Consider the following 22367-nt stretch of genomic DNA (forward strand, 5'->3'; position numbering starts at 1 on the left):
GCGGGCCCGGATGGGACCGGGACCGCGTGCGGCGTCACCGCGCGCTGTAGACCATGTCGTCGGGTATCTCGGCCCCCGCATTCTCGCGGAACCAGCGGGCCGCGCCGGGGTGCCATTGCAGAACCGTGTTCTTGTCCCAGTTCTCCGGCACCGTCTCGGCCGCGGAGCCGTGGATGTTCATCATGCGGGCATTGTCCGACATCACGATGTCGGTGGCCGCGTAGACGAAATCCTCGGGCAAGTCGCAGTTGGCGATGGCGAAGTTCCACATCGCGACCGAATGCATGTCCTCCTCGAGCGTCGAGTAGGTATCGGCGGGGATGGTGAACTCGGAGACCGGGAACTCCTCGATGATCTGCGCCTGCTCCTCCTCCGAGAAGTCGACGAAGTTGATGTCGGTCTGCACCTCGGCCTGACTGATCGCCGGCGTCGGGATGCCGACGGCGAAGGCCACCGCGTCGAGAAGGCCGTCCTGGAGCTGGCCGCCAAGGTCGTCCCAGCCGCCGTTGCGCCGCTCGAAGTCGACGCCGAGCGCTTCGAGCATCGCAGGGAAGTAGGTGTCGGAGGTGGAGCCGGCGGGCCCGAAGCCGATGCGCGCCCCGGCCGGGATCGACTCGACCGAGGTGATGCCCGAGCCGGAAAGCGCGGCCATCGAGAACGGCGTCTGATACATCGGGAACATCGCGCAGGCCTGCGTCATCGTCAGGCCGGGAGCGATCGGGTTGGTCCCCTCGAGCGACTCGCGCGCCGGGCCCATCGTCGTCATTCCGAACGCTGCATCGCCCGTATGCACGAGCGCCATGTTCTGCATCGGTCCGCCGGTGACCTCGCCACCCCCGGAGATGCCCAGCTCCTCGCCGACGAGGTTCGCCCAGCCCGAGCCGTAGACGAAGAACGTGCCGCCCTGCGACGCGGTTCCGACGGTGAAGCTGTCGGGCCAGCCCGTGCGGTCGAGATCGGCATAGGTCTCGTTCTGCGCGGTGGCGGTCGTGGCGGTCAGTGCCGCGACGGCGGCAAGAATCTCGGTGGTTCTCATCGTTATCCTCCCAATGGGCGCATGTTGTCCGGCCGGCGCGATGCCTCGCCGTAATCGCCAGACAATCTTGTGACCAAGGTCGCGGGAAAAGGCCAGACGGGACCGACGATGTAAGAATTTCCCTGACGGCATCGACGAGCCGAAGGGGCGGCGACCGTCCTCGGAAGCGGTCATGGAATAACGTGTCCGCGTCCTGCCCGGATCGTAGCCGTAATATCCGGGTCAGAGCCTGGGATGGATCGCCCGGGCCGGGTCGGTCCGGCAAGAACGCGCCGCGCGCCGCCCGGACCGACGCATCGACGGACGGCAGGGATCCGAACCGCGCCCGGTCGAACGGCACACCGGGACGGCGATTGCCGACCCGGTGGCGGTCGCGGGGCAGGGCACCGGCGGAACTGCCGGACCGGCCTTCGCGAAGCGCGGATGATCCGCTCCTACTCCTCCGCGTTCATCGCGTGGTTCATCACGTGAAAGATTACGTTCTGCTCGATGGTGCCGTCGAACAGATGGGCCCAGGGACCCTTGGCATAGAGGGCCACGTCGGTCCCGGAATGGGTCTCCGACGGCATCGGCACCAGCGCCTGCTGGAGGTAGTCGATATCGGTCGCCTCCTCCTCGGTCAGATCGGGACGCGAACCGGCATAGAGCGGCTGCGCCTCGCCCTCGGCTTCACCGACATCCGGTTCGGTCGGCTGGGAATTGTCCGCGTCGGGGATCTCGTCCACCTGCTCCACGAGGACGGAGCCGGCCCCGTTCAGGTAGCCCGCCACGGTATAGGGCATGCCGTCCGAGGCGACGTTCGGGTTGCCGGTATGCTCGATACCGGACGGATCGACCTCCATGCAGAGCCCCGTGATGTCGGAGCCGCGACCGCAATACCCGTTGAACTGAAGGGCGTGATCATGATCGGCGGTCACGACGATCAGCGTGTCGGCGTCGTCCGTCATCTCGTCCGCCATCGCGATCGCCTCTGCGAAGGCGCGGCCGTCCCGCACTGTCCGGGCGAGGTTGCCGGCGTGGTTGGCGTGGTCGACCCGTCCAGCCTCCACCAGCAGATAATAGCCGTCCTCGTTCCGCGAAAGCACCTCGATCGCCGCCTGCGTCATCTCGGCAAGGCTCGGCTCGCCCGAGCGATCCGCCTCGTACTGCATGTGGCTCGGCTCGAAGAGGCCGATGACGGGACCCTCGACGCTCGCGGTGTCGATCGCGTCGAACTCCTCCTGCGTCTGGACATAGATGCCGTTCTCTCCGGCCATCTCCTCCGCGAGGTTGCGCCCGTCCCCGCGGCTGCCGGTTCCACCCTCCGCGTCGGTCACTTCGGCGGGAATGAAGTGCTGGCGCCCGCCGCCCATCGCCAGGTCGATGACCCCTGCCTCGACCTGCTCGGCCAGTTGTGACGCCAGGTCGGCCTGCTCGCACCCCTCCGGGATCAGAGTGTCGTCCTCGAAATCGCGATCGACGGTGCGCCCGTAGACGGCGGCCGGGGTCGCGTGGGTCAGCCGGGCCGTCGAGACCATGCCGACCGATTTGCCCGCCTCGGCGACGATCTCGGACAGGAGCGTCACCTCTTCCGCGGCCCCCGCGGCGCAATCCCCGACAGCCACGGCGTCGGTGACGTTGATCACGTCGTTCTTGGCCTTGATCCCCGAGTTGAACGCGGCCGCGGTCGGCGCGCTGTCGGGCGTCTGGCCGTTGGTCGTGTAGGTCTTGATCAGCGCAAGGTTCGGGAACGCCTCGTGCGGCTGGACGTAATCGTCGCCAAGACCGCCCTCCTGCTGTCCGGTGAAGAGACGGGTCGCATAATTCGACGCGACGCCGTTACCGTCCGCGACCAAGAGGATGACGTTCTTGGCACGGTTCGTGTTGGGCTCCCGCGACAGCATCGCCTCGAGCGTGGCCTGCGCGTCCTCGTACCACTGGTTCGACGCCTGCGGCACGTCTTGGGCCGAGGCCCCGGCCGCCGAAAGCGCGAGGATGGAAAGTGACAATCCGAATTTCATGAGGTGCTCCCTTGTCCGTCGATACCGCAGGGTTGCCCCTCCTCGGGCGCCTGCCTGTTTACCCTAAGGGATCTTCGACAGGTGGCAATCGTGTTGCGACGCTTACCGGCGCAACGACGACCGCTGGCAATCCCTCACCGGATTTGTGCAACAAAGCCTCCGAAGAGACCCAGATCGACCGCGGCGTTCCGGGTCCATTCTGCACACCCAGTCAAACGCTCTTCGTCGTGAACGATCCTCGGTGGTCGTTCCTGATGGTCCACCGGGCGCTTCCTTTCTCGAATGTGACGCGCACATCGCTTGCCAAATTCGACCCGTACTCGGGGAACGGGTATTTCCTGACAGCGCGGCCAAGGCGGAGCTGAAACAGCGCTTCCCGAAGGAGACGTTTTTCCGGGCGTCCCCTACGTCAGAAAGGGCAGCTTGAATGCGAAAGTGGTGGTCCCGTTCGCGCAGGTCACTTCGATCCGGCCATTATGCGCGGTCGCGATGGAGGAGGCGATATGCAGTCCGAGGCCCAGACCTTCGCCCGTCGCATGTTCCCCTCGCTGGAATGGCTGGAACAAGGTTTTCCGGACGCTCTCGGGAATGGCCTTTCCCCGGTTCGCAACCGATATTTCGACTTCACCATCTCTGAGGACGCCCCGCACCTCGATCGTTGAGCCACCCGACGCATGCCGCGTGGCGTTGGACAACAGGTTCGAGACGGCTTGGGCCACACGCGGCGCGTCGCAACTGATCGGCCTGTCGAATTGCAAGTCCTGCGTGATCTCGTGCTCGGGTGATGCCGCACGGACCTCGTCAACGACTTGGAGGATGGCGTCCGCCAATGGGGCGTCCGGCGTTGCGGAGATCCGGATGCCGCCCCCGAGGCGCGACTTGGCATGAAGCAGGATGTTATCGATCAGATCGTTCATGCGATGGAGCGATGCGCGCATCAGAGGCAGGATCTGCCGCGCCCTGTCCGGCAGGGGCTGCTTGTCGAGTTGCCGGATCCCGGCGCCGAGTGCGGCCACAGGATTGCGCAGATCATGGCCCAGCACGGCGACGAACTCTTCCTGAACGCGGGCCATCTCGCGCTCGTGTTCGACGAGCTGTTCCTGTGCCTCCAGCCGCTCCTCGGTTTCCAAGCCCCGGCCAATGATTTCCGCGAACATCTCCAGCATCGCCACCGCACGTGGATGCTTCACGTCGCGCGGCTCGGTGTCGATCGCGCAAAGCGTGCCGAAGAAGCTGCCATCGCTGCGATGGATCGGTATCGAGGCGTAGCTGACGATGCCGAACCTGGCCGCGATAGGGTGACCCTTGTAGACCTCGTCCGTCGCGACGTCGTTGAACAGGACTTTCCGGGACGTTTCCCGCACGGACTGACAGAAGGTCGACTGGATTTCGATCTCGTCGCCTCCGGCCAAACCGAAGTTGATTTCGTCCACGGTCCGGCAGGCCACCCAACGGTCGGCCGTCACTCGAGCGACCCCGGCAAAGCGCATGTCGGTGGCCAGCATCACGGTTTCGAGAATGGTGCCTACGAGCTCGCTGCCCGCCAGCATCTCGATGTCGGCCTGAAAGTCATGTGTTCCCGCCAGAAAGGCCGCATGATCCTGAACAATAGCGCGTTGCTGTTTCTGTCCGCCCATTCGCCGCCTCTATCCTTCATGCGCCATCCTCAGTAGCACCGGATGGCCGAGCGACAACAACCTCAATGGGTCGAAAGCTGTATGTGACGGTGCAATCGTTCGCCGTCAGCCATCCCGCCTGCGTGGGAGGCGCCGTTCGCAGCCTTCGAAACCACTCGATGAGGCGCGACCACGGGGCACGGTTCGCCACGATGGCCGCCAGCATGCGCTGTGCGAGCGTTCGCTTCGGGCGTTACTCGCATCCCCTCCAGCAGTTCGCCGGGAATGGCGTCGCCGATCTTCTTCGTCATGGTCCATGCTCCTGTCGTTCGCAGCACGGACCGACAGCCTCATATACGATAGATCGGACACTTCCTCCCAGGATGTTGCGAGACAGGACAGACGGGAGCAGACCTGAAGGTGCGGACGGCCGGTCGTCCATGACCGCGATGACGAGCCGTCAATCCTGCTGTCGCGCGCTACACCGAGCCCGCTGACCCGGCGCTTTGCTGTTCGCCCCCGGGCAGTTCGAGCTCTTCCGGCGCGATCAGGACGCCATCCACATCGGCATAGATCCACATGCCCGACGTGACCGGCACGCCGCCGATCTCGACGGGCCTGCCCACATCGGACGGGTTCTCTCGCCAACCTTTGCGGGGCGTGACGCCGAGCGCCATGACGCCGAACGGCAACGGTCTTGTCCCGCGCGAGTCGCGGATCGCGCCCGCGACGACGACACCGCGCCAGCCGTTCTCCACGCCGATCGCGGCCAGCCGATCCCCCATCACGCCCGTATCGACGTGACCGATCGCATCCACCACGAGGATGCGGCCCAAGCCCGGCGTCCGAAGCTCCGCAAGGACGGGCCTGTGATCGCGCTCCACGCGAAGCGTCTGGCAAGGTCCGAAGAAGCTGTCGAGTCCCCCAAAACTGCGCAACGGAAGGTCCACCACGCCGACGTTTTGGTGGTGCAGATCGTAGAGATCGGCGGTGACGATCACGGGTTGCGGAGGAAGGGTCACGCGGTCAGGTCTTCCACCTTGGCCGTCAGGTCGGCGATGTAGGGCGCGGTGTCGAGGCCGCGCCCGGTGGCGCGGGTCAACGTCTCCTCCGGCGTGGACGACCGGCCGTGGGACCAGACATTCGCGCGCATGTCCTCGAAGAGTGGTCGATAATCGCCCGCCTCCAGCCCCTCGGACACCCCGGACCGCCGGCAGGCCGCCGCGAAGAGTTGCGAGGACATGACGTTGCCCAGCGTGTAGGTCGGGAACGAGCCGACATAGCCATGCGACCAGTGCACGTCCTGAAGCACGCCGCGCGTGTCGTCGGGCACGTCGATGCCCAGCGTCTCGCGCATCTTCCCGTTCCAGACCTGCGGCAAGTCGGCCACGTCGATGGTCCCGTCTATCAGGTCCGCCTCGATCTCGGAGCGCAGGATGATGTGCATGTCATAGGTCAGTTCGTCCGCCTCGACCCGGATGTAGTCGGGACGGACGCGGTTCACCGCGCGCCAGAACTCGTCCTGCGACACGTCCGCGAGCTGGTCGGGGAACTGCGCGCGCAGATCGTCGAAATGCAGCGCCCAGAAGCGCCGCGACCGGCCGACCCGGTTCTCCCACATCCGCGACTGTGCCTCGTGCATGCCGAAGCTGGCACCGCCGACGGCATAGAGGTTCACGAGGTCCGTGGCGAAGATCGTCCGGGCATGCTCCGGCGCGACGTTCTGCTCGTACATGCCGTGCCCCGCCTCGTGCCAGAGCGCGAAGGTGCCGCCGGGCAGCCAGGACTCGCGGAACCGCGAGGTGATGCGAACGTCGTCGCGCGTAAACGAGATCTCGAACGGATGCGCGGTGTCGTCGAGCCGGCCGCGATTCATGTCGTAGCCCATCTTTTCCGCGACCTTCAGGCCGAACGCCTTCTGCGCGGGGATCGGGAAATCCCGCGCCATGAAGTCGTGACGCGGCTGCGGCGCGTCCGCCGCCCGCTGGATCAGCGGCACGAGCGCGGCTTTCAGCTCGGCATAGATGGCTTGCAGCCGGGCATGGGTCATTCCCGGCTCGAACTGGCCGACCATCGCGTCGTAGGGGTGGTCGCCGCCGATCGCCCCGGCGATGCGCCGCTGCAACGCCATCATCCGCTCGAGGACAGGGGCGTAGGCGGAGAAATCGTTCGCGGCGCGGGCGGCGACCCAGATCGAATGGGCGCGCGAGGACAGCGCGGCCTTCTCCGCGATCACGTCGGCGGGGATGCGGGCGAGCGTGCGGATCTCCCGCCGGGCCAGCGCCACGGCGCGGGCGGGCAGGTCGTCGCCATCCCCGACTTCGTCTTGGGCAGCGTTCAGCGCGGCGGCCATCGCGTCGGACGTCGCCATCTCGCGTGCCAGCATCGTGAGCGTCGCCACCTGCTCGGCGCGCGCATCGACGCCGCCGGGTGGCATCATGGTCCGGCTGTCCCAGGCAAGCAGGTTCAGCGTGCAGAGCACGTCGTTGATCCGCGCGATGCGGGCCTGGAAATCAGCGTAGCTCATTCGGTCGGCTCCGGATGGTCGAGGTGGCAGGCGGCGACATGGACCGGCCCGCGAGGCGTGAGCGTCGGGACCTCCGATCGGCAGCGGTCGAAGGCGTGGGGACAGCGGGTGCGGAACAGGCAACCGGACGGCAGGTTGATGGGGCTCGGCAACTCGCCCCGCGCCGCGGCGCGATGCGTGCGGCGACCGGGGTCGATTTCGGGCGCGGCGGCAAGAAGCGCTTGGGTGTAGGGATGGCGCGGGTCGCGGAACAGGCGCTCGGTCGGCGCCACTTCCACGACCTTGCCCAGATACATGACGGCGACGCGGTGCGAGATGTGGCGGACCAGCCGCAGGTCGTGGGCGACGAAGACCACGGTGAGCGACAACCGGTCCTGAAGCTCCAGCAGGAGATTGACCACCTGCGCCTGCACCGAAACGTCGAGCGCGGAAACCAGTTCGTCGGCGACGAGCACCTCCGGCTCGACGGCCAGCGCACGGGCGATCCCGATGCGCTGGCGCTGCCCGCCCGAGAAGGCGTGGGGATGGCGGTCCGCCGCGTCGGGGGGCAGACGCACCGTGTCGAGCAGCTCCGCGACCCGTGCGTCGATCTCGCCCGGCGGACGCATCCGGTGGACGCGCAGCGCCTCCGAGAGGATCTGGCGCACGCTCATGCGGGGGTTCAGCGAGGAATACGGATCCTGGAAGATCATCTGGACCCGGGCGTTGAACCGCCGCCGCTCCGCCCCGGATAGGGTCGCGATGTCGGTGCCGTCGTAGACCACACGTCCATCGTCGCAGTCGAGGAGCCGCACGAGACACCGCGCCAGCGTGGACTTGCCGCAGCCGCTCTCGCCCACGATGCCGAGCGTTTCGCCGCGTTGCACGTCGAGGCTGACGCCGTTCAAGGCGTGGACGGCCGCAGGCGGCTCGCGACGCGCCCATTGCAGGAGCGAGCGGGGGATCGCGAAGTCCTTGGAGACGTCAATCGCGGAGAGAAGCGCCTCAGCCATCCCGCATCGCCCTCCGAACGGGAGACCCGGCGGCGGCGACTGCACCGGCATTGTGACAGGCCGCATGATGGCCGGGGCTCATCTCCGCAAGCCGGGGCCGCGTGCGCCGGCAGATGTCGGTGGCGAAATCGCAGCGCGGGTTGAAGGCGCAGCCTTCCGGGATCCGGGCGAGGCCCGGCGGCGTGCCCTCGATGCTGAGAAGCATGCTGCGCTCCGCCCCGGCCTGCGGCACCGATCCCAGAAGACCGTGCGTATAAGCATGACGCGGACACGCGAAGACATCCGCGACCGCGCCTTCCTCCACGATCCGCCCCGCATACATCACCGCCATCCGGTCGCAGGTGGCGGAGACGACGCCGAGATCGTGGGTCACGAACACGACGCTCATCGCCAGCTCATCACGCAATTCCAGGATCAGCTTCAGGATCTGGTCCTGGATCGTCACGTCGAGCGCCGTTGTCGGCTCATCCGCGAGCAGCAGTTTCGGGTCGGAGGCGAGCGCGATGGCGATCATCGCGCGCTGCCGCATGCCACCGGAGAACTGGTGCGGGAACTCGTCAAGCCTGCGCGCCGCGTCGGGAATGCCGACCAGATCCATCAACTCGCGCGCCCGTGCGCGGCGCCCCCGACCGTCGAGCTTCGTATGGGCGCGCAAGTTCTCCTCGATCTGCACACGGATAGGCAGGACGGGGTTCAGCGCCGTCATCGGCTCCTGGAAGATCATCGAGATCTCGCCGCCCCTGACGCCGCGAAGCTCCGCCTCGTTCATCGCCAGGACGTCGCGCCCGTGCCAGCAGACGGATCCCGCGACTCGGCCGCCCGCGGGCAGCAGGCGCAGGAGCGAGCGGAGCGTGACGCTCTTGCCCGACCCGCTTTCGCCCACCAGGCCCAGCACCTCGCCCGGCATGACATCGAAGGAGACGTCGCGCACCGCGTGCAAGGCTCCATCGCCGAACGTGGTCGTGAGGCCCCGGACCCGGAGGATCGGCTCGCTCATCGGCGCCCCCGGAGAAGTTCGGCCAGCCCGTCGCCCAGAAGCGAGAATCCAAGCCCCGTGATCACGATCGCGATGCCGGGGAAAACCGAGATCCACCACGCGGTCGCCATGAAATTCTTGCCGTCCGCGATCTGCACGCCCCATTCGGCTGCGGGCGGCTGCGCCCCGAGGCCAAGGTAGCCCAGCGACGATCCGAGCAGGATCGCCAGCGCCATGTCGGTCATCCAGTAGACGACGGCGGGCGTGATCGCGTTCGGCAGGAGGTGGCGGAAGATGATGCGCGCATGCGTATAGCCCATCGCGCGCCCCGCATCGGCGTAGTCGAGCCGCTTCTGCACCTTCACCTCCGCCGCGACGATCCGAGCGTAGAACACCCAGCCGACGACGCCGATGGCGATATACATGTTCATGAGGCCCGGCCCCAGAACCGAGACGATGGCGATGACGAGAACAAGGAACGGGAAGGTGATGACGGCATCCACGACGCGCCCGAACATCGCCTCCGTCGCGCCGCCGACATAGCCGACGATGGCGCCCACCGTCGTACCGAAAAGAAACGGAAACAGCGTCGCGAAGAGCGCGATCTGCATGTCGATCGTGTAGGCATGCAGCACGCGGGAAAGCACGTCACGCCCGAAATTGTCGGTGCCGAAGGGATGGGCGGCGCTCGGGGGGGCGAGCAGGTTGACGTAGTCCATCGCCAGCGGATCGTAGGGCGCAAAGAACTGCGGAAAGGCCGCGACGATCACGCTCGCCAGAAGGATCGCGCCGCCGAAGAGGAGCGGACGCGGCAGGCGGCCGACGCGGGCGGGGATGTCGGCGACGACGGTTATCGCGTCACCCGCGGGTCGAGCCAGGCCTGCAGGATGTCGGTCAGCAGGAACGTGAGCGAGACCAGCACCGCGAGCGCGATGGTCAGGCCCTGCACCACCGGATAGTCGCGACCGTAGATGCTGTCGATCATCAGGCGGCCGGCGCCCGGTACGGCGAAGACGCTCTCGGTGATGACCGCTCCGCCCAGAAGCGTGCCGATCGACAGGCCGAACAGCGTAAGCGTCGAGATCAGCGCATTCCTGAGAATGTGGCGGAACAGGATCAGGCGGGGGCGCAAGCCCTTGGCGCGCGCGAAGGTGACGTATTCGGCGTCCACCACGCCGATGATCGCGGAACGCAGGTTCCGCATCAGGATCGCCGAAAGCGACAGCGCCAGGGTCACGGCCGGCAGGAACAGGTGGTAGAGCTGGTCGACGAACCCGTCGCCGTAGCCGCCGACCGGAAACCAGCGCAGCTTGGCGCCGAACACCGTGAGCAGGATGAGGCCCACATAGAAGACGGGCATCGACAATCCGACCTGGAACGCGCCCCGGATCGCACTGTCGGCGATCCTGTCGCGGCGGAGCGCGGCGACAAAGGCCAGCGGCACGGCGACGACGACGGCGATCAGCGCGGCCATGAAGGTGAGCAGCATCGTGATCGGCAGCCGCTCCCAGATGAGCTGGGTGACGGGGATCTTCATCGAGATGGAATTGCCCAGATTGCCGGTGAAGACCGACTGCACGAAGGCCCAGAACTGCACCGGCAGCGGCCGGTCGAGACCGAGCTCCCGGTTGATCCGTTCGACATCCGCATCCAGCGCCCGATCGCCCAGAATGGCGCTCGCCGGATCGCCGGGCAGAAGGCGAACCAGAACGAAGACCACGATCAGGATGAAGATCAGCGTCGGAATGAGCTGCAACAGGCGTCGGCCCAGAAATGCAGGTAGCGACATGGGGCGGGGCCCTTGTTCAGCGGAGGTCTTGCCAAGGCGGGATCGTCGGGCGCGCGCGCGACGCCCCCGACGCGTGCGAGCCTATTCGGTCTCGAGATAGGTCTCGCGGAAGATGTTGTTGCCCAGCGGGATCTGATAGAACCCCTTCACGTTCTGCTGCAGCGCGACCGGATACGGCGTCTCGTAGAGCAGGATGATCGGGCCGGTCTGGTTGTAGATCTCCTGGATGCGGGCGTATTGTTCGGCCCGCGTCTCCTCGTCCATCTCGGATTGCGACGCCTCGAACAGCGAGTCGACCTCTTCGGACTTCCAGCCGGAATGGAGGGCGTCGATTGTGGGCGAATAGGCGAAATAGGACGTGATCTGACTCGGATCGGCGATGTCGTTTGTCCAGGCGCCGGCACGCATCTGGAACGTGCCGTTGCGGTACTGCTCCGTCCGGGTGGCGTTGTCGACCTGCTCGATCTCAAGATCGATGCCGATCTGGCTCCACATCTGTTGCAGGGCCGTGGCGATGCCCAGTTCATCCTGGTTTCCCGCGAGCGTCAGGATGCTGGCGGAGAAGCCATCGGGATACTCCGATTCCGACATCAGCCGCTGCGCCTGTTCGAGGTCGTAGGGAAACACAGCGCCGTCGCCCGTATGCAGCGGCGTGGTGGATGACATGTAGGACGAGGTGGGCGTGCCGACGCCAAAGGTCACGACCTGAATGATCGCATCCTTGTTGGTGGCGTAGTTCATCGCTTGCCGGACCTTCTCGTCCGAAAGCGGGTTCGCCTCGCCGTCGAGTTCCGGCCGTACGTTCAGGATGATGTCGGCCACGCGGGTGGACGGGAACAGTTCCATATCGATGTTCGGGTCGGCCTCGAGCTCCGCCACGCGGGCGAAGGGGATGAGCTCGGCGCCGTCGATCTCGCCCGATTGCAGGCGCAGGATCCGGGTGGCGTCGTCAGGGATGATCTCGAAGGTCACGCCATCGAGATAGGGCAGCTTCTCCCCGTCTTCCCCGTCTGCCCAGTAATGCTCGTTCTTGACGAGCTTCAGGGTCGATCCGCGGTCCCAGCTTTCCAGAACGAAGGGCCCCGATCCGATAGGGTTCTCGGCGAAGGCGGTGGCCTTCTCCAGATCGGTCTCACCCGGCATCGCCTCGAAGGCGTCCTTCGGCAGGATGGCCGTATTGAAGACCGAAAGCGCCGGCAGGATCGCCGGATCGGGCTGGCTTAGCTGAATCTCGATGGTCGTGTCGTCGGGCGCCGTCACTTCGGACACGGCGGACAGGAGGAAGTTCCATATGCCGTTATCGGGGTTTCGGGCGCGGTCGAGCGACCAGATCACGTCCTCGGTGGTGATCGGCGAACCGTCGGAGAACGTGATGCCGTCGCGAAGCGTCAGCGTCACCACCGTGCCGTCGTCGGACACCGACCAGTCGGTGGCGAGCCCCGCCTCGACCGACTGCCCGTCGGCGGTCGGGAGCAGCAGCGTGTCGTACATGTTCGACAGGATCCAGATGTCCACGTTGGCGTCGTTCAGGACCGGATCAAGGAACAGCGAATCCGCGTAGCGCCCGAACGTCATCACGCCGCCGCGTTCCTGCGCCTGCACCAGGGCCGTCGTGCCCATCAATACCGTCGCGGCCGCGGCCAGAACTTTCGCCCGTGTCAATGTCATTGGAAGGCCCCCATGTTCGATTGTTATATTTCCGTGGATCGTTCCATCTCGTGCGACACAAGTCAACAATACGGTTTTTGCCGACATACCTAGGAAAACCCGCTTGGCTGCTGCACCATGCGCTCATGTGCTCGGAAATCGCCCTCGAAGCGGATTACGGTGAGGAGCAAACGGATGGACGTGAAGATCGATCGCGACAGCGCCATTCCCGCGCGCCAGCAGATCCGCGCGGCGATCGTTCGCCAGATCGCCTCCGGCGGGCTTGGCGTAGGGATGCCTCTGCCGTCGGTCCGCGACCTCGCCGACCGCGCGGGCATCGCCCCGATGACCGTTACCCGGGCCTATGCCGATCTCAAGCAGGCCGGCCTGATCGAGGCGCGGACGGGGGCCGGCACCTTCGTCTCCGAAAGCGCCCTGTCGCGCCTGGGCACCACCGGCCGCGCGGTCGGCATCTGGCAGATCATCGACGACCTGATCGCGGAGGCGGCCGCGCACGGGATCGAGGTAGCCGATCTCCTGTCGCTCGTCGCCGCACGCGATCTGGCCGCGAAATCCGAGCCCCGCATCGTCATGGTCGGCCTGTTCACGGAGGCCACGCGCAGCTATGCCGCCTGCGTCGCCGAACAGACCGCGATCTCGATCGAGCCGATCGCGCTCTGGGACGAGGCGCCGGAGGATGCCGCGCTGACGGCGCGCCTTGCCGACGCGGACCTGATCCTGACCTTCGCCACCCTGCATGACAGGCTGGCGGCGCTGGCCCCCGGCCGGGAGGTCATCTCGCTGCGGTTCATTCCGGCGGAGCAGACCCGTCTGGCGCTGGCCGCGCTCGACCCGATGGCGCGGCTGGTCGCGGTGTCGCGGTTCGAGGACTTCCTCCCGATCCTGACGCTGGGCGTGCGCCGCTTCGCCTCCCACGTCCAGTCGGTCACGCCGCGCATGCTCGACGCGTCGGACCTGCCGGCGCTGCTGAAAACGGCCGACGTGGTCGTCATGTCCAGCGGTGCCGAGAGCGCGGCCAGGGCCGCCCGGCCGGGCGCGGCGCTCATCGAGTACCTGCACGTTCCCGACCCCGGCGACATTGGCCGGCTGGTCCTCCCCAGACTGGGTTTCGCGACCCCCGATGCGAGAAAGGAAGCTTCTTGAAGATCTCCGACATGAACTGGCAGCAGGTCGAGGACTACCTCAAGACCGACGATCTTGCGGTCCTGCCGCTGGGCAGCACCGAACAGCATGCAGGCCTGTCGCTCTCGGTCGATTCCATTCTGGCCGAGAAGATGGCGCTCGACGCGGCCGAGCCGCTGGGCATCCCCGTCTTTCCGGTTCTGGCTTACGGCGTCACGCCCTATTTCATGGCCTATCCCGGCACGATCAGCCTCCGGGTCGAAACCTACACCGCCATCGTGCGCGACATCCTCGACGGTCTCTACACCCAGGGGTTCCGGCGCATCTTCATTCTCAATGGCCATGGCGGCAACGCGCCCGCGGGCAGCCTTGCCACCGAGTGGATGGCCGATCATCCGGGCACCAGCGTGAAGTTCCACAACTGGTGGAACGCGCCCGAAACCCTCGCCAAGGTGCAGGAGATCGACCCGGTCGCCAGCCACGCCTCGTGGATGGAAAACTTTCCGTGGACCCGGTTGCCGGGCCAGCTGCCGACGCAGCAGAAGCCGATGATCGACCTCGCCGCGATGCGGGCGATGGATCCGGCCACGACCCGCCGCGTCTTGGGCGACGGCAACTTCGGGGGCTATTATCAGCGTGACGATGCCGAGATGCAGGCGCTCTGGGACACGGGCGTGGCCGAGACGCGCAAGCTGATGCAGGGACCCTGGGCCGAGGTGACGCGGTGAGTGGACCGATACTGATCTGGGGCGCCGGCGCCATCGGCGGCAGCCTAGGCGCGGCCTTTCTGCGTGCGGGGCACGACGTGGTCTTCGTCGACAACGACGCCGACCACGTCGCCGCGATGAACGCGGACGGGTTGACGATCGAAGGCCCGGTCCGGCCCGATCATGTACAGGCGGCCGCATTCCGGCCCCGCGACGTCGACGGCGTATTCGACCGCGTCTTCCTTTGCGTGAAGGCGCTGCACACCGAGACGGCCATCGCCCAGCTTTCCCCGCATCTCGCGAAGGACGGCTATGTCGTTTCCGCCCAGAACGGATTGAACGAGCGGACCATCGCCCGCGAGGTGGGGGCGAAGCGCACAATCGGCTGCTTCGTCAATTTCGGCGCGGATTACCTGCGCCCCGGCGTGGTGCATTATTCCGGGCGCGGCGCGGTGGTGGTGGGCGAACTCGACGGCGCCGACGGCCCACGCATCCGTGCGCTACACGATCTGATGCGCGCGTTCGACGACCGCGCCGTGCTGACGCCAAACATCTGGGGCTATCTCTGGGGGAAGATGACCTATGGTGCCCTCCTTTTCGGCACCGCGCTCACCGACGATTCCATCGCGGACGTGCTCGACGCCGCCGATTGCCGCCCCGTCCTCACGGCCCTCGGGCAGGAGACCGGCGCAGTCGCGGCGGCCGAGGGCGTGGCTTGCGAGGGGTTCAACGGCTTCGATCCCGCGGCCTTTGCTCCCGGCGCGCCGCCGGCCGCGCCCGATCGCTCCTTCGCGGAGATGGTGGCGCATAACCGCACTTCGGCCAAGACGCATTCCGGCATCTGGCGCGATCTGGCGGTCCGAAAGCGCAAGACCGAATGCGAGGCGCAGCTCGGTCCCATCGTCGCCACCGGCCGCGCGCATGGGCTTGCGACGCCACTGACCGAACGTCTGATGGCGATGATCGCGGAAATCGAGCGTGGCGAGCGTCCGCTTTCGCGTGACAACCTGACCGAACTGGCGGAGGTCATGCCATGAAAATCCTGTTCGAGGACCGTATCGTCGTCATCACCGGCGGCGCGCAGGGAATTGGCCACGCCATCGCTCTGGCCTTCGCGGAGCTTGGCGCGCGGGTCCACGCGGTCGACGTGGATGCCGAGGGTCTCTCCCGCACCGTAGCGGACGACGCCCGCATGACCGCGCATACGCTTGACATCTCCGACCGCGACGCGGTTCAGGCCGTGATCCCCGCGCTGGACGCAGACATCCTTGTAAACTGCGCCGGCGGTGTGCGCGGCCAGGTCGGACGGCCCATCGAGGAGATTTCCGCCGCCGACTGGCAGACGATCTTCGACGTCAACCTGACCGGAACGTTTCTCATGTCGCAGGCAGTCGCTCCGGCGATGAAAGCGAAGCGCAAGGGGCGGATCATTAACATCTCGTCGGGAGCGGGCCGCACGATCAGCCTCACCGGCATTCAGGCCTATGCCAGCGCGAAAGCGGGCCAGATCGGACTCACGCGTCAGCTTGCCCATGAATTCGGTCCGAGCGGCGTCACCGTGAACTGCATCGCCCCCGGCTTCGTGCGCTCCAATCCCACGACCGAGCGCCAGTGGGAGGCGATGGGCGAGGCGGGACAGGCCGCGCTGTTGCAGAACATCGCGATGCGGCGCCTCGGCACGCCGGAAGACATCGCGAACGCGGTCCTGTTCTTCGCCTCCGACCATGCCGGCTGGATCACCGGCGAGACGCTCGGCGTGGATGGCGGCAAATGAGCGGAACGGACGAGCAGGAGGCGTGGCTCGCCGCGCACGATGCCGAGACCGTCGAGACACTGAAGGCGTTTTGCCGCATTCCGAGCGTGAGCACCGATCCCGCCTTCCGGGACGACGTGCGCAGCGCGGCCGGCTTCGTCACGGAGCGGCTGACAGAGGCCGGAATGCCGGTTGTCGAGCTTGTCGAGACCGGCGGCCATCCCTGCATCTTCGCCGAATGGATCACCGACCCGGCCAAGCCCACGATCCTGATCTACGGCCATTACGACGTGCAGCCGCCCGATCCTGTCGACAAGTGGCAAAGCCCGCCCTTCGAGCCTGAAATCCGCGACGACCGCCTCTACGCGCGCGGCGCGTCGGACGACAAGGGCTCGCTCCTCATCCCGCTCGTGGTCACGCGCGCCTTCCGGGAGACGGCCGGATCACCCCCGCTCAACCTCAAGTTCCTGATCGAGGGGGAGGAGGAATCCGGCTCGCCTCATTTCGCGCCGACCGTCGCGGCAATGGCCGAACGGCTCGCCTGCGACGTGGCGGTTTCGGCCGACGGGGCGATGTGGCGCGCGGACCTGCCTTCGATCACCGTGGCGAGCCGGGGGATGCTCGCGATGGAGCTGACATTGCGGGGCGCGGCGAAGGACCTCCATTCCGGCCGTCACGGCGGCTCCGCCCCGAATCCGATCCGGGCGCTCGCTGGCATGCTCGCGACGCTGCATGACAAGGCCGGGCTGGTCGCGGTCTCCGGTTTTCTCGAGGGCGCGACCCCGCCCGACCCGGCCATCGTCCGGGCCATCGAGACGGTGGGCTTCGATGTGCCGGGTTATTTCGACGCCATCGGCGCACCGCATCCCCGTCCGATGCCGGACGGCCCGGCCCTGCTTACGCGGCAATGGCTGATCCCGACGCTCGAGTTCAACGGCATCTCCGGCGGCTATGCCGGGGCAGGCACCAAAACGGTCATCCCTGCGGAAGCCAGCGTCAAGATCACCTGCCGTCTCGTCGCCGGCCAGTCGCCCGACATCGTGTTCGATGCCATCCGCAAGCATCTTGAGGCCGTCCTGCCCACCGGCTTCGCGATGGATCTGCGCCGTCATGGCCCCGGCTCGGCGGCCTTCGCGCTGGATCCGGATTTGCCGGCGATGCGGGTGACCGAGGATATTCTCGAGGAGATCATGGGAACGGCCCCGCTCCGCGTCGCGATGGGCGCCACGATCCCTATCGGTTCGGTCTTCGCGGAATATCTGGGGGTCGGAACGATCTTCTTCTCGTTCTCCACTTCGGACGAGGATTATCACGCTCCGAACGAGTTCTACCGCCTTTCCAATCTGCGCGATGGTCAGGTCGCCTGGGCACGGCTGTTCGACCGACTGGCCCGATGAAGGGCATCGCCGAGCCCGCCGCGGCCTATCGCGACGGTTCTCCCAGGCCGACCACCGTGGTTGCGGAAGTGCAGACCCGGATCGTGGCCCGCGACCCGGTGCTGAACGCCTTCGCCGACCGATGCAGGGGCAGGCTGGGCGGCGACGCGGCGCTTCCGTCCGTGGCGGCGGCGATCGAGGCGCGGCTGGCGGGCTGAGGGTCAGCCGTACCGCGCCCGGTTTCCGCTCCCCCAATTCGATACGGCGTCCGCTGCATGCGCGGTTCGCCTTTAAAGCGGTTTGCGTTCAACCGGACGCGTAACCTGAAAAACTGTTCAGGCAAACCGAACCGCTTCTTCGCTCGTCCTGACCGATGATCTATCGGGTGACGACAAGAACCGAGCAACCGCAGCGATTGGTCGCTTCGTCCGCAGCGTCGCTGCGACGAAAGTACGGGACGGTTTGGATTGCCGCCGCTCGAACGGAAGCGGTGAACGTCGAAAGCCGTCTTCCTGTTCGCCGCTGCGGTGCTTGTGCGGGCGTTTGATCCTCAGGCCACGTCCTGCGTGTCGAGGCGGCGATGGATGGCGTCCGGGCGATTTTCGAGACCGGGCAGAAGCTCGATTCCAAGGCCGGGATCGTCCGAGGCGCCGATCTGCCCGTCGCGGATTGGCGGCAGAGCAGTAACGAGTTCCGTGTACCAGCCAGTGTAAAAGGCGCGCACCGATTCCTGCACCAGCGCCATACGCGCGTGAAGCGAGAAATGACAGGAGGCCATGAAGACCACCGGCCCCGTGCAGTCATGGGGGGCCACGGGGATGTGCGCAGCTTCCGCGAGCGCGGCGATCTTGCGTGCCTCCGTCAGGCCGCCGCACCATGACAGGTCGAGCATCGCGATCCCGGCGACCCCGGTGGCAAGGTAGTCGCGGAAGGCATGCGGGTAGGCCAGCGTCTCGGATGCGCAGACGGGCGCGCTCGAATGGGCGGCGTAGGCCTTCAGGCTGTCGAGGCTGTCCATCCGGATCGGATCCTCGTGCCAGAACGTGTCATATGGCTTCAGCGCATGCGCGATCCTCTGCGCGGCTGGCAGGTGCCACAGCGAATGGAACTCCACCATGATGTCCATACGATCGCCCACCGCCGCGCGGATCTTTTCGAATGGCTCGAGCGCGGTCCCCAACTCGTTGGCGGAGATATCGAGGCCGTGGTTGCGCTCGGCGGCCATGTCGAAGGGCCAGATCTTCATTCCCGTGATCCCCTCCTCGAGAAGGGAATGCGCCAACTCGTCTGCACGGTGAAGAAAAGCGTCCAGATCCTCGTACGGCCCGGCATGCGGTTCGCGGTGACCCCAGTTCTCGACCTTCTGCGCACGGGTGTCGCGCACGTAACGGTAACCGGCGCAGGTATTGTAGGTACGGATCGTCTCCCGGCTCTTTCCGCCGAGAGCGACGGAGACAGGCAATCCGGTGGCCTTGCCGAAAATGTCCCACAAGGCGATGTCGATGGCCGAGTTGCCACGCGTCTCCACGCCCGCGCCGCGCCAACCCAGGTAGCCCAGGAGATCCCGGCCGATCGCCTCGATCTGCATCGGGTCGCGTCCGATGAGCCGGGGCGCGGCGGTTTCGTGGATATACGCCTCCACTGCCGCAGCGCCCATGAAGGTCTCGCCAAGGCCCGTAAGCCCCTCGTCGGTCTCGACGCGAACCCACAGGATATTGGGAAACTCGCCGAGGCGAAGGGTCTCGACGGCGACGATCTTCATGCGGGCGCTCCTGCGGGGGGCGGGGCCGCACGGCCCCGCCCGGTGTCGAGATCACTCGCCGCGAATCTCGGCGAGCTGGCTCTGCACGCGGTCGATCACGTCCTGTCCGATCGTATCGGCATTCCGCTCATAGACGCCCAGCACCGCATCGCGGATCTCGGCCATGTTCTCCTCGGAGATCTCGTTGAACGCCGTGCCGGCCTCGGTGATTCGCTCAAGGGATTGTCCGGCCAATTCCCGGCTCGCCTCGCGCTGGACGCTCTGACCCGCCATGGCGCAGTCTCTCAGGATCTGCTGCTCCTCCTCGGAATAGGTCTGGAAGATCGGCCCCGAGAACAGCACCAGGAACGGCGTGTAGGCATGCTGCGTCGCGGAGACGTAATCCTGCACCTCGTAGAATTGCGAGGTGTCGATCGTGACGTAGGGGTTCTCCTGCGCGTCGATGGCCCCAGTCTCCAGCGCGGTGAAGACCTCGCCGAAGGCCATCGGCGTGGGATTGGTGCCGAGGGTCTGGAACGTGTCGAGGAAAATGTTGTTCTGCATCACGCGGGTGCGGATGCCCTGGAAATCCTCGAGAGACTCGATGGGCCGCACGTTGTTCGACAGGTTGCGGAAGCCGTTTTCCCACCAGGAAAGGTTCACGAGGCCGGAATCCAGCATCCGTTCGGAGATGAACTCGCCGAATTCACCGTCGAGGACGGCATCCGCTTCCTCCGCGTTGGCGAAGAGGAAGGGCAGGTCGAACACGCCAAGTTCCGGCACGATGCCCACGATGGGAGAGGTCGAGGTGATGACCATTTCCTGCACGCCCGATCGCAAGGCCTGCGTCGCCTGCAGGTCGTCACCGAGGGCGGAACTCCAGAACGCGTTCAGGGTCCAGGCGCCGTCGGTGCGTTCGTCGGTGCATTGGCGCATGGCTTCGATGCCATCGGCGACCGGATGATCCTCGGCTACGCCGTTGGAAATGCGGATCGTGCGCTCCTGCACCTGTGCCTGGACCGGGGCAGCGAGCGCGACCAGGGCGGTCGCCGCAAGTAGATGTTTCATGGTCATGGTGTCCTCCTCCTCCTGATGGACGTGATGTCGGGCCGTCAGCGCAACGCGTTCAGCGGTACGGTGACGAGTTCGGGAAACAGAACGAGCAGGACCAGGACAACGACCTGCGCGAGCAGGAACGGCATCACGCCGCCGATGACCTGGCCCAGAGGCACGCGGGCGACACCGCTGACCACGTTCAGCACGACGCCTACGGGCGGGGTGATCAGGCCAATGCAGGTGGTCATTACGAAGATCACCCCGAAATAGACCGGGTCGATCCCTGCCGCGCGGATGACCGGCATGAGTACCGGCGCCAGGATCAGGATGGTCGGCGCGAGGTCGAGCACGGTGCCCATCACGAAGACCAGCGTAATGATGGCCAGCATCAGGAGGCGCGGGTTGTCCATCAGGGGTTCGATGAATCCAACGATCTGTGCGGGAATGTTCGCTGAGGTGATCAGCCAGGACGTGACAAGAGCCGCGGCCACCAGGAACAGGACCACCGCCGTCATCTTCGCGGCGTTCAGAAGGACGGTATAGAGTTCCCGCAGGTGCAGTTCGCGATAGACGAAGAGCCCGACGAAAAGCGCGTAGACCGCCGCGACCACCGCTGCCTCGGTGGGAGTGAAGACACCGAAGCGGATGCCTCCCAGGATGATGACCGGCATCATGAGGGCCCAGAGCGCATCCAGGGTCGCGCGCAGCCGCTCCTTGCCGGAGCGCTTCGGTAGGGTCTTCACGTTGTCCCGTCGCGCCACGATCAGCCACATTCCGACAAGCGACAGGGCCATCAGCATACCCGGCACGATGCCCCCGATGAACAGGCCCGTGATCGACACGTTGGCCGCTACGCCGAAGATGATGAATGCGATGGAGGGCGGGATCACGGGGGCGATGACGCCGCCTGCTGCCATGAGGCCCGCGGCGCGCGGCACGTGGTAGCCCGCCTCGCGCATCATCGGGATCAGGATCGCAGCGAGCGCCGCCGAGTCTGCCGCGGCGGAGCCCGACAACGACGCCATGATGACTGCGGCGATGATCGCCACAATTCCGAGCCCGCCGCGCACGTGTCCCACGCAGGCTACCGCGAAATGCACGATCCGGCGGGACAATCCGCCGGCATTCATCAACTCCCCGGCCAGCAGGAAGAACGGAATGGCCAGGAGCGTGAAGGTATTGGCCCCGGAGATCATCTGCTGGGCGATGATCTGGGTGTTGAAGATCCCCATGTAGCTCATGAGGATGATGCCGGTGAACATCAGCGCGAAGGCGACAGGCACTCCGAAGGCGAGCGTGCCGAAGAGCGCGGCAATGAAGACGCCGATGACCATCAGCGCTGCTCCGCTTTGTGACCGGGCTCTCCGGGACCGTCGTCGTAATCACCGGCGAAACGGGCGATGTCTTCCTCCGGCATCCGTCCGGTGACGATTTGGCCGAGGCGGACGGCCGCGATCAGACCGATTCCCGCGGCGGAGAAATAGCCTACCCCGAACACCCAGATGAGCGAGATGCCGACGACCGCCGCCGTCATGGAGGCGTTGATCGGGTGCTGCACCCAGGTGCCGTGGAAGAAGACTACGGCACAGATCAGGACGATGACGTTGGTGATGAACATGCAGATCAGCCGGCCGCGTCGTCCGAACAGGCGCACCATCGTCTCCACTCCGATATGGGCGTTCTCCTTGAACGTGATGACGGCGCCGATGAAGGTCAGCCAGACGAAGAAGTAGCGGCTGAGCTCCTCGGAGAACGTGATCCCCGAATTGAGACCGTAGCGCAACACGACGTTGACGAAGACCATCATCGCCATTCCAGCGAGCAGGATCACCATCGCCATCTCTGTCAGGCGTGTCGCCGCGGAAATCAGGCGTCCCATAGAGCCACTCCAGCACGCATGTCATCGATCGTCGGACGCATCCGTTCCCTCTCCCAGCGGACCCGGACCGGGCCGGACGACATCATGGTCAGCGCCGTCCTCCCGGCACCTGTCAGGTGGACAAGGGCT

General features: G+C 66.2%; 21 protein-coding genes. 6 read left to right on the forward strand and 15 right to left on the reverse strand.

Translation table 11 applies throughout. From position 1 onward, the window contains the following. Positions 1–34: 34 nt before the first annotated feature. From Q1B08_RS13300 to Q1B08_RS13350, 11 genes are all read right to left on the reverse strand, one after another. The gene (locus Q1B08_RS13300) at positions 35–1036 is read right to left on the reverse strand and encodes a TAXI family TRAP transporter solute-binding subunit (protein ID WP_299819630.1); all 1002 of its coding nucleotides are present in this window, start codon (positions 1034–1036) and stop codon (positions 35–37) included. Between the two features lie 434 nt (positions 1037–1470). After that, a complete protein-coding gene (locus Q1B08_RS13305) occupies positions 1471–3036 on the reverse strand; it encodes an alkaline phosphatase (RefSeq protein ID WP_299819633.1) in 1566 nt (521 codons plus the stop codon). 404 nt (positions 3037–3440) lie between these two features. Beyond that, positions 3441–4673: a GAF domain-containing sensor histidine kinase gene (locus Q1B08_RS13310; RefSeq protein ID WP_299819636.1), complete on the reverse strand. Its 1233-nt coding sequence runs from the start codon at positions 4671–4673 to the stop codon at positions 3441–3443. A 62-nt stretch (positions 4674–4735) separates the two neighbouring features. Next, a complete protein-coding gene (locus tag Q1B08_RS13315) occupies positions 4736–4963 on the reverse strand; it encodes a hypothetical protein (protein WP_299819639.1) in 228 nt (75 codons plus the stop codon). A 168-nt stretch (positions 4964–5131) separates the two neighbouring features. Beyond that, positions 5132–5674, reverse strand: coding sequence for a ribonuclease E activity regulator RraA (gene rraA, locus Q1B08_RS13320; protein ID WP_299819642.1), 543 nt, complete (start codon positions 5672–5674; stop codon positions 5132–5134). Then, positions 5671–7179, reverse strand: a complete 1509-nt coding sequence (locus Q1B08_RS13325) for a carboxypeptidase M32 (RefSeq protein ID WP_299819645.1) — start codon at positions 7177–7179, stop codon at positions 5671–5673. The genes rraA and Q1B08_RS13325 overlap by 4 nt, the downstream gene beginning before the upstream one ends. Further along, the gene (locus Q1B08_RS13330) at positions 7176–8171 is read right to left on the reverse strand and encodes an oligopeptide/dipeptide ABC transporter ATP-binding protein (RefSeq protein ID WP_299819648.1); all 996 of its coding nucleotides are present in this window, start codon (positions 8169–8171) and stop codon (positions 7176–7178) included. Before Q1B08_RS13330 ends, Q1B08_RS13325 begins: the two co-directional genes overlap by 4 nt. After that, a complete protein-coding gene (locus Q1B08_RS13335; protein ID WP_299819651.1) occupies positions 8164–9168 on the reverse strand; it encodes an ABC transporter ATP-binding protein in 1005 nt (334 codons plus the stop codon). The genes Q1B08_RS13330 and Q1B08_RS13335 overlap by 8 nt, the downstream gene beginning before the upstream one ends. Continuing rightward, positions 9165–9917 (reverse strand): ABC transporter permease, encoded by a 753-nt coding sequence (locus tag Q1B08_RS13340; RefSeq protein ID WP_299819654.1) that lies wholly within the window; start codon positions 9915–9917, stop codon positions 9165–9167. The genes Q1B08_RS13335 and Q1B08_RS13340 overlap by 4 nt, the downstream gene beginning before the upstream one ends. Positions 9918–9997: 80 nt before the next feature. Beyond that, a complete protein-coding gene (locus Q1B08_RS13345) occupies positions 9998–10936 on the reverse strand; it encodes an ABC transporter permease (protein ID WP_299819657.1) in 939 nt (312 codons plus the stop codon). 81 nt (positions 10937–11017) lie between these two features. After that, complete coding sequence (locus Q1B08_RS13350; RefSeq protein ID WP_299819660.1) at positions 11018–12604, reverse strand: ABC transporter substrate-binding protein; 1587 nt, start codon at positions 12602–12604, stop codon at positions 11018–11020. Between the two features lie 174 nt (positions 12605–12778). Here Q1B08_RS13350 and Q1B08_RS13355 point away from each other — a divergent pair, with 174 nt between their 5' ends. Genes Q1B08_RS13355 through Q1B08_RS13380 form a run of 6 tightly spaced genes read left to right on the forward strand, consistent with a single transcriptional unit; the run spans position 12779 to position 17780 of the window. Next, a complete protein-coding gene (locus tag Q1B08_RS13355) occupies positions 12779–13747 on the forward strand; it encodes a GntR family transcriptional regulator (RefSeq protein WP_299819663.1) in 969 nt (322 codons plus the stop codon). Then, positions 13744–14454 carry a creatininase family protein gene (locus Q1B08_RS13360; protein ID WP_299819666.1) on the forward strand — a complete coding sequence of 237 codons (711 nt, stop codon included), beginning with the start codon at positions 13744–13746 and terminating at the stop codon, positions 14452–14454. Before Q1B08_RS13355 ends, Q1B08_RS13360 begins: the two co-directional genes overlap by 4 nt. After that, positions 14451–15470 (forward strand): 2-dehydropantoate 2-reductase, encoded by a 1020-nt coding sequence (locus Q1B08_RS13365; RefSeq protein ID WP_299819669.1) that lies wholly within the window; start codon positions 14451–14453, stop codon positions 15468–15470. The genes Q1B08_RS13360 and Q1B08_RS13365 overlap by 4 nt, the downstream gene beginning before the upstream one ends. Continuing rightward, positions 15467–16207: an SDR family NAD(P)-dependent oxidoreductase gene (locus Q1B08_RS13370; RefSeq protein ID WP_299819672.1), complete on the forward strand. Its 741-nt coding sequence runs from the start codon at positions 15467–15469 to the stop codon at positions 16205–16207. The genes Q1B08_RS13365 and Q1B08_RS13370 overlap by 4 nt, the downstream gene beginning before the upstream one ends. Then, complete coding sequence (locus Q1B08_RS13375; protein WP_299819675.1) at positions 16204–17583, forward strand: M20/M25/M40 family metallo-hydrolase; 1380 nt, start codon at positions 16204–16206, stop codon at positions 17581–17583. Before Q1B08_RS13370 ends, Q1B08_RS13375 begins: the two co-directional genes overlap by 4 nt. Further along, a complete protein-coding gene (locus Q1B08_RS13380; protein ID WP_299819678.1) occupies positions 17580–17780 on the forward strand; it encodes a hypothetical protein in 201 nt (66 codons plus the stop codon). The genes Q1B08_RS13375 and Q1B08_RS13380 overlap by 4 nt, the downstream gene beginning before the upstream one ends. A gap of 332 nt (positions 17781–18112) precedes the next feature. Here Q1B08_RS13380 and Q1B08_RS13385 read toward each other — a convergent pair whose 3' ends face one another. From Q1B08_RS13385 to Q1B08_RS13400, 4 genes are read right to left on the reverse strand one after another with little or no spacing between them, the layout of a single operon-like run. Then, positions 18113–19324 carry a mandelate racemase/muconate lactonizing enzyme family protein gene (locus Q1B08_RS13385; protein WP_299819681.1) on the reverse strand — a complete coding sequence of 404 codons (1212 nt, stop codon included), beginning with the start codon at positions 19322–19324 and terminating at the stop codon, positions 18113–18115. Between the two features lie 51 nt (positions 19325–19375). Further along, the gene (locus tag Q1B08_RS13390) at positions 19376–20377 is read right to left on the reverse strand and encodes a DctP family TRAP transporter solute-binding subunit (protein ID WP_299819682.1); all 1002 of its coding nucleotides are present in this window, start codon (positions 20375–20377) and stop codon (positions 19376–19378) included. A 38-nt stretch (positions 20378–20415) separates the two neighbouring features. Beyond that, on the reverse strand, positions 20416–21693 hold the full coding sequence (locus tag Q1B08_RS13395; protein ID WP_299819683.1) for a TRAP transporter large permease subunit: 1278 nt from the start codon (positions 21691–21693) through the stop codon (positions 20416–20418). Further along, positions 21693–22238, reverse strand: coding sequence for a TRAP transporter small permease (locus tag Q1B08_RS13400; RefSeq protein ID WP_299819684.1), 546 nt, complete (start codon positions 22236–22238; stop codon positions 21693–21695). Before Q1B08_RS13400 ends, Q1B08_RS13395 begins: the two co-directional genes overlap by 1 nt. Between the last annotated feature and the right edge of the window lie 129 nt (positions 22239–22367).

The organism is uncultured Jannaschia sp., from assembly GCF_947494025.1.
In the GTDB taxonomy this organism is placed as follows: domain Bacteria; phylum Pseudomonadota; class Alphaproteobacteria; order Rhodobacterales; family Rhodobacteraceae; genus Jannaschia.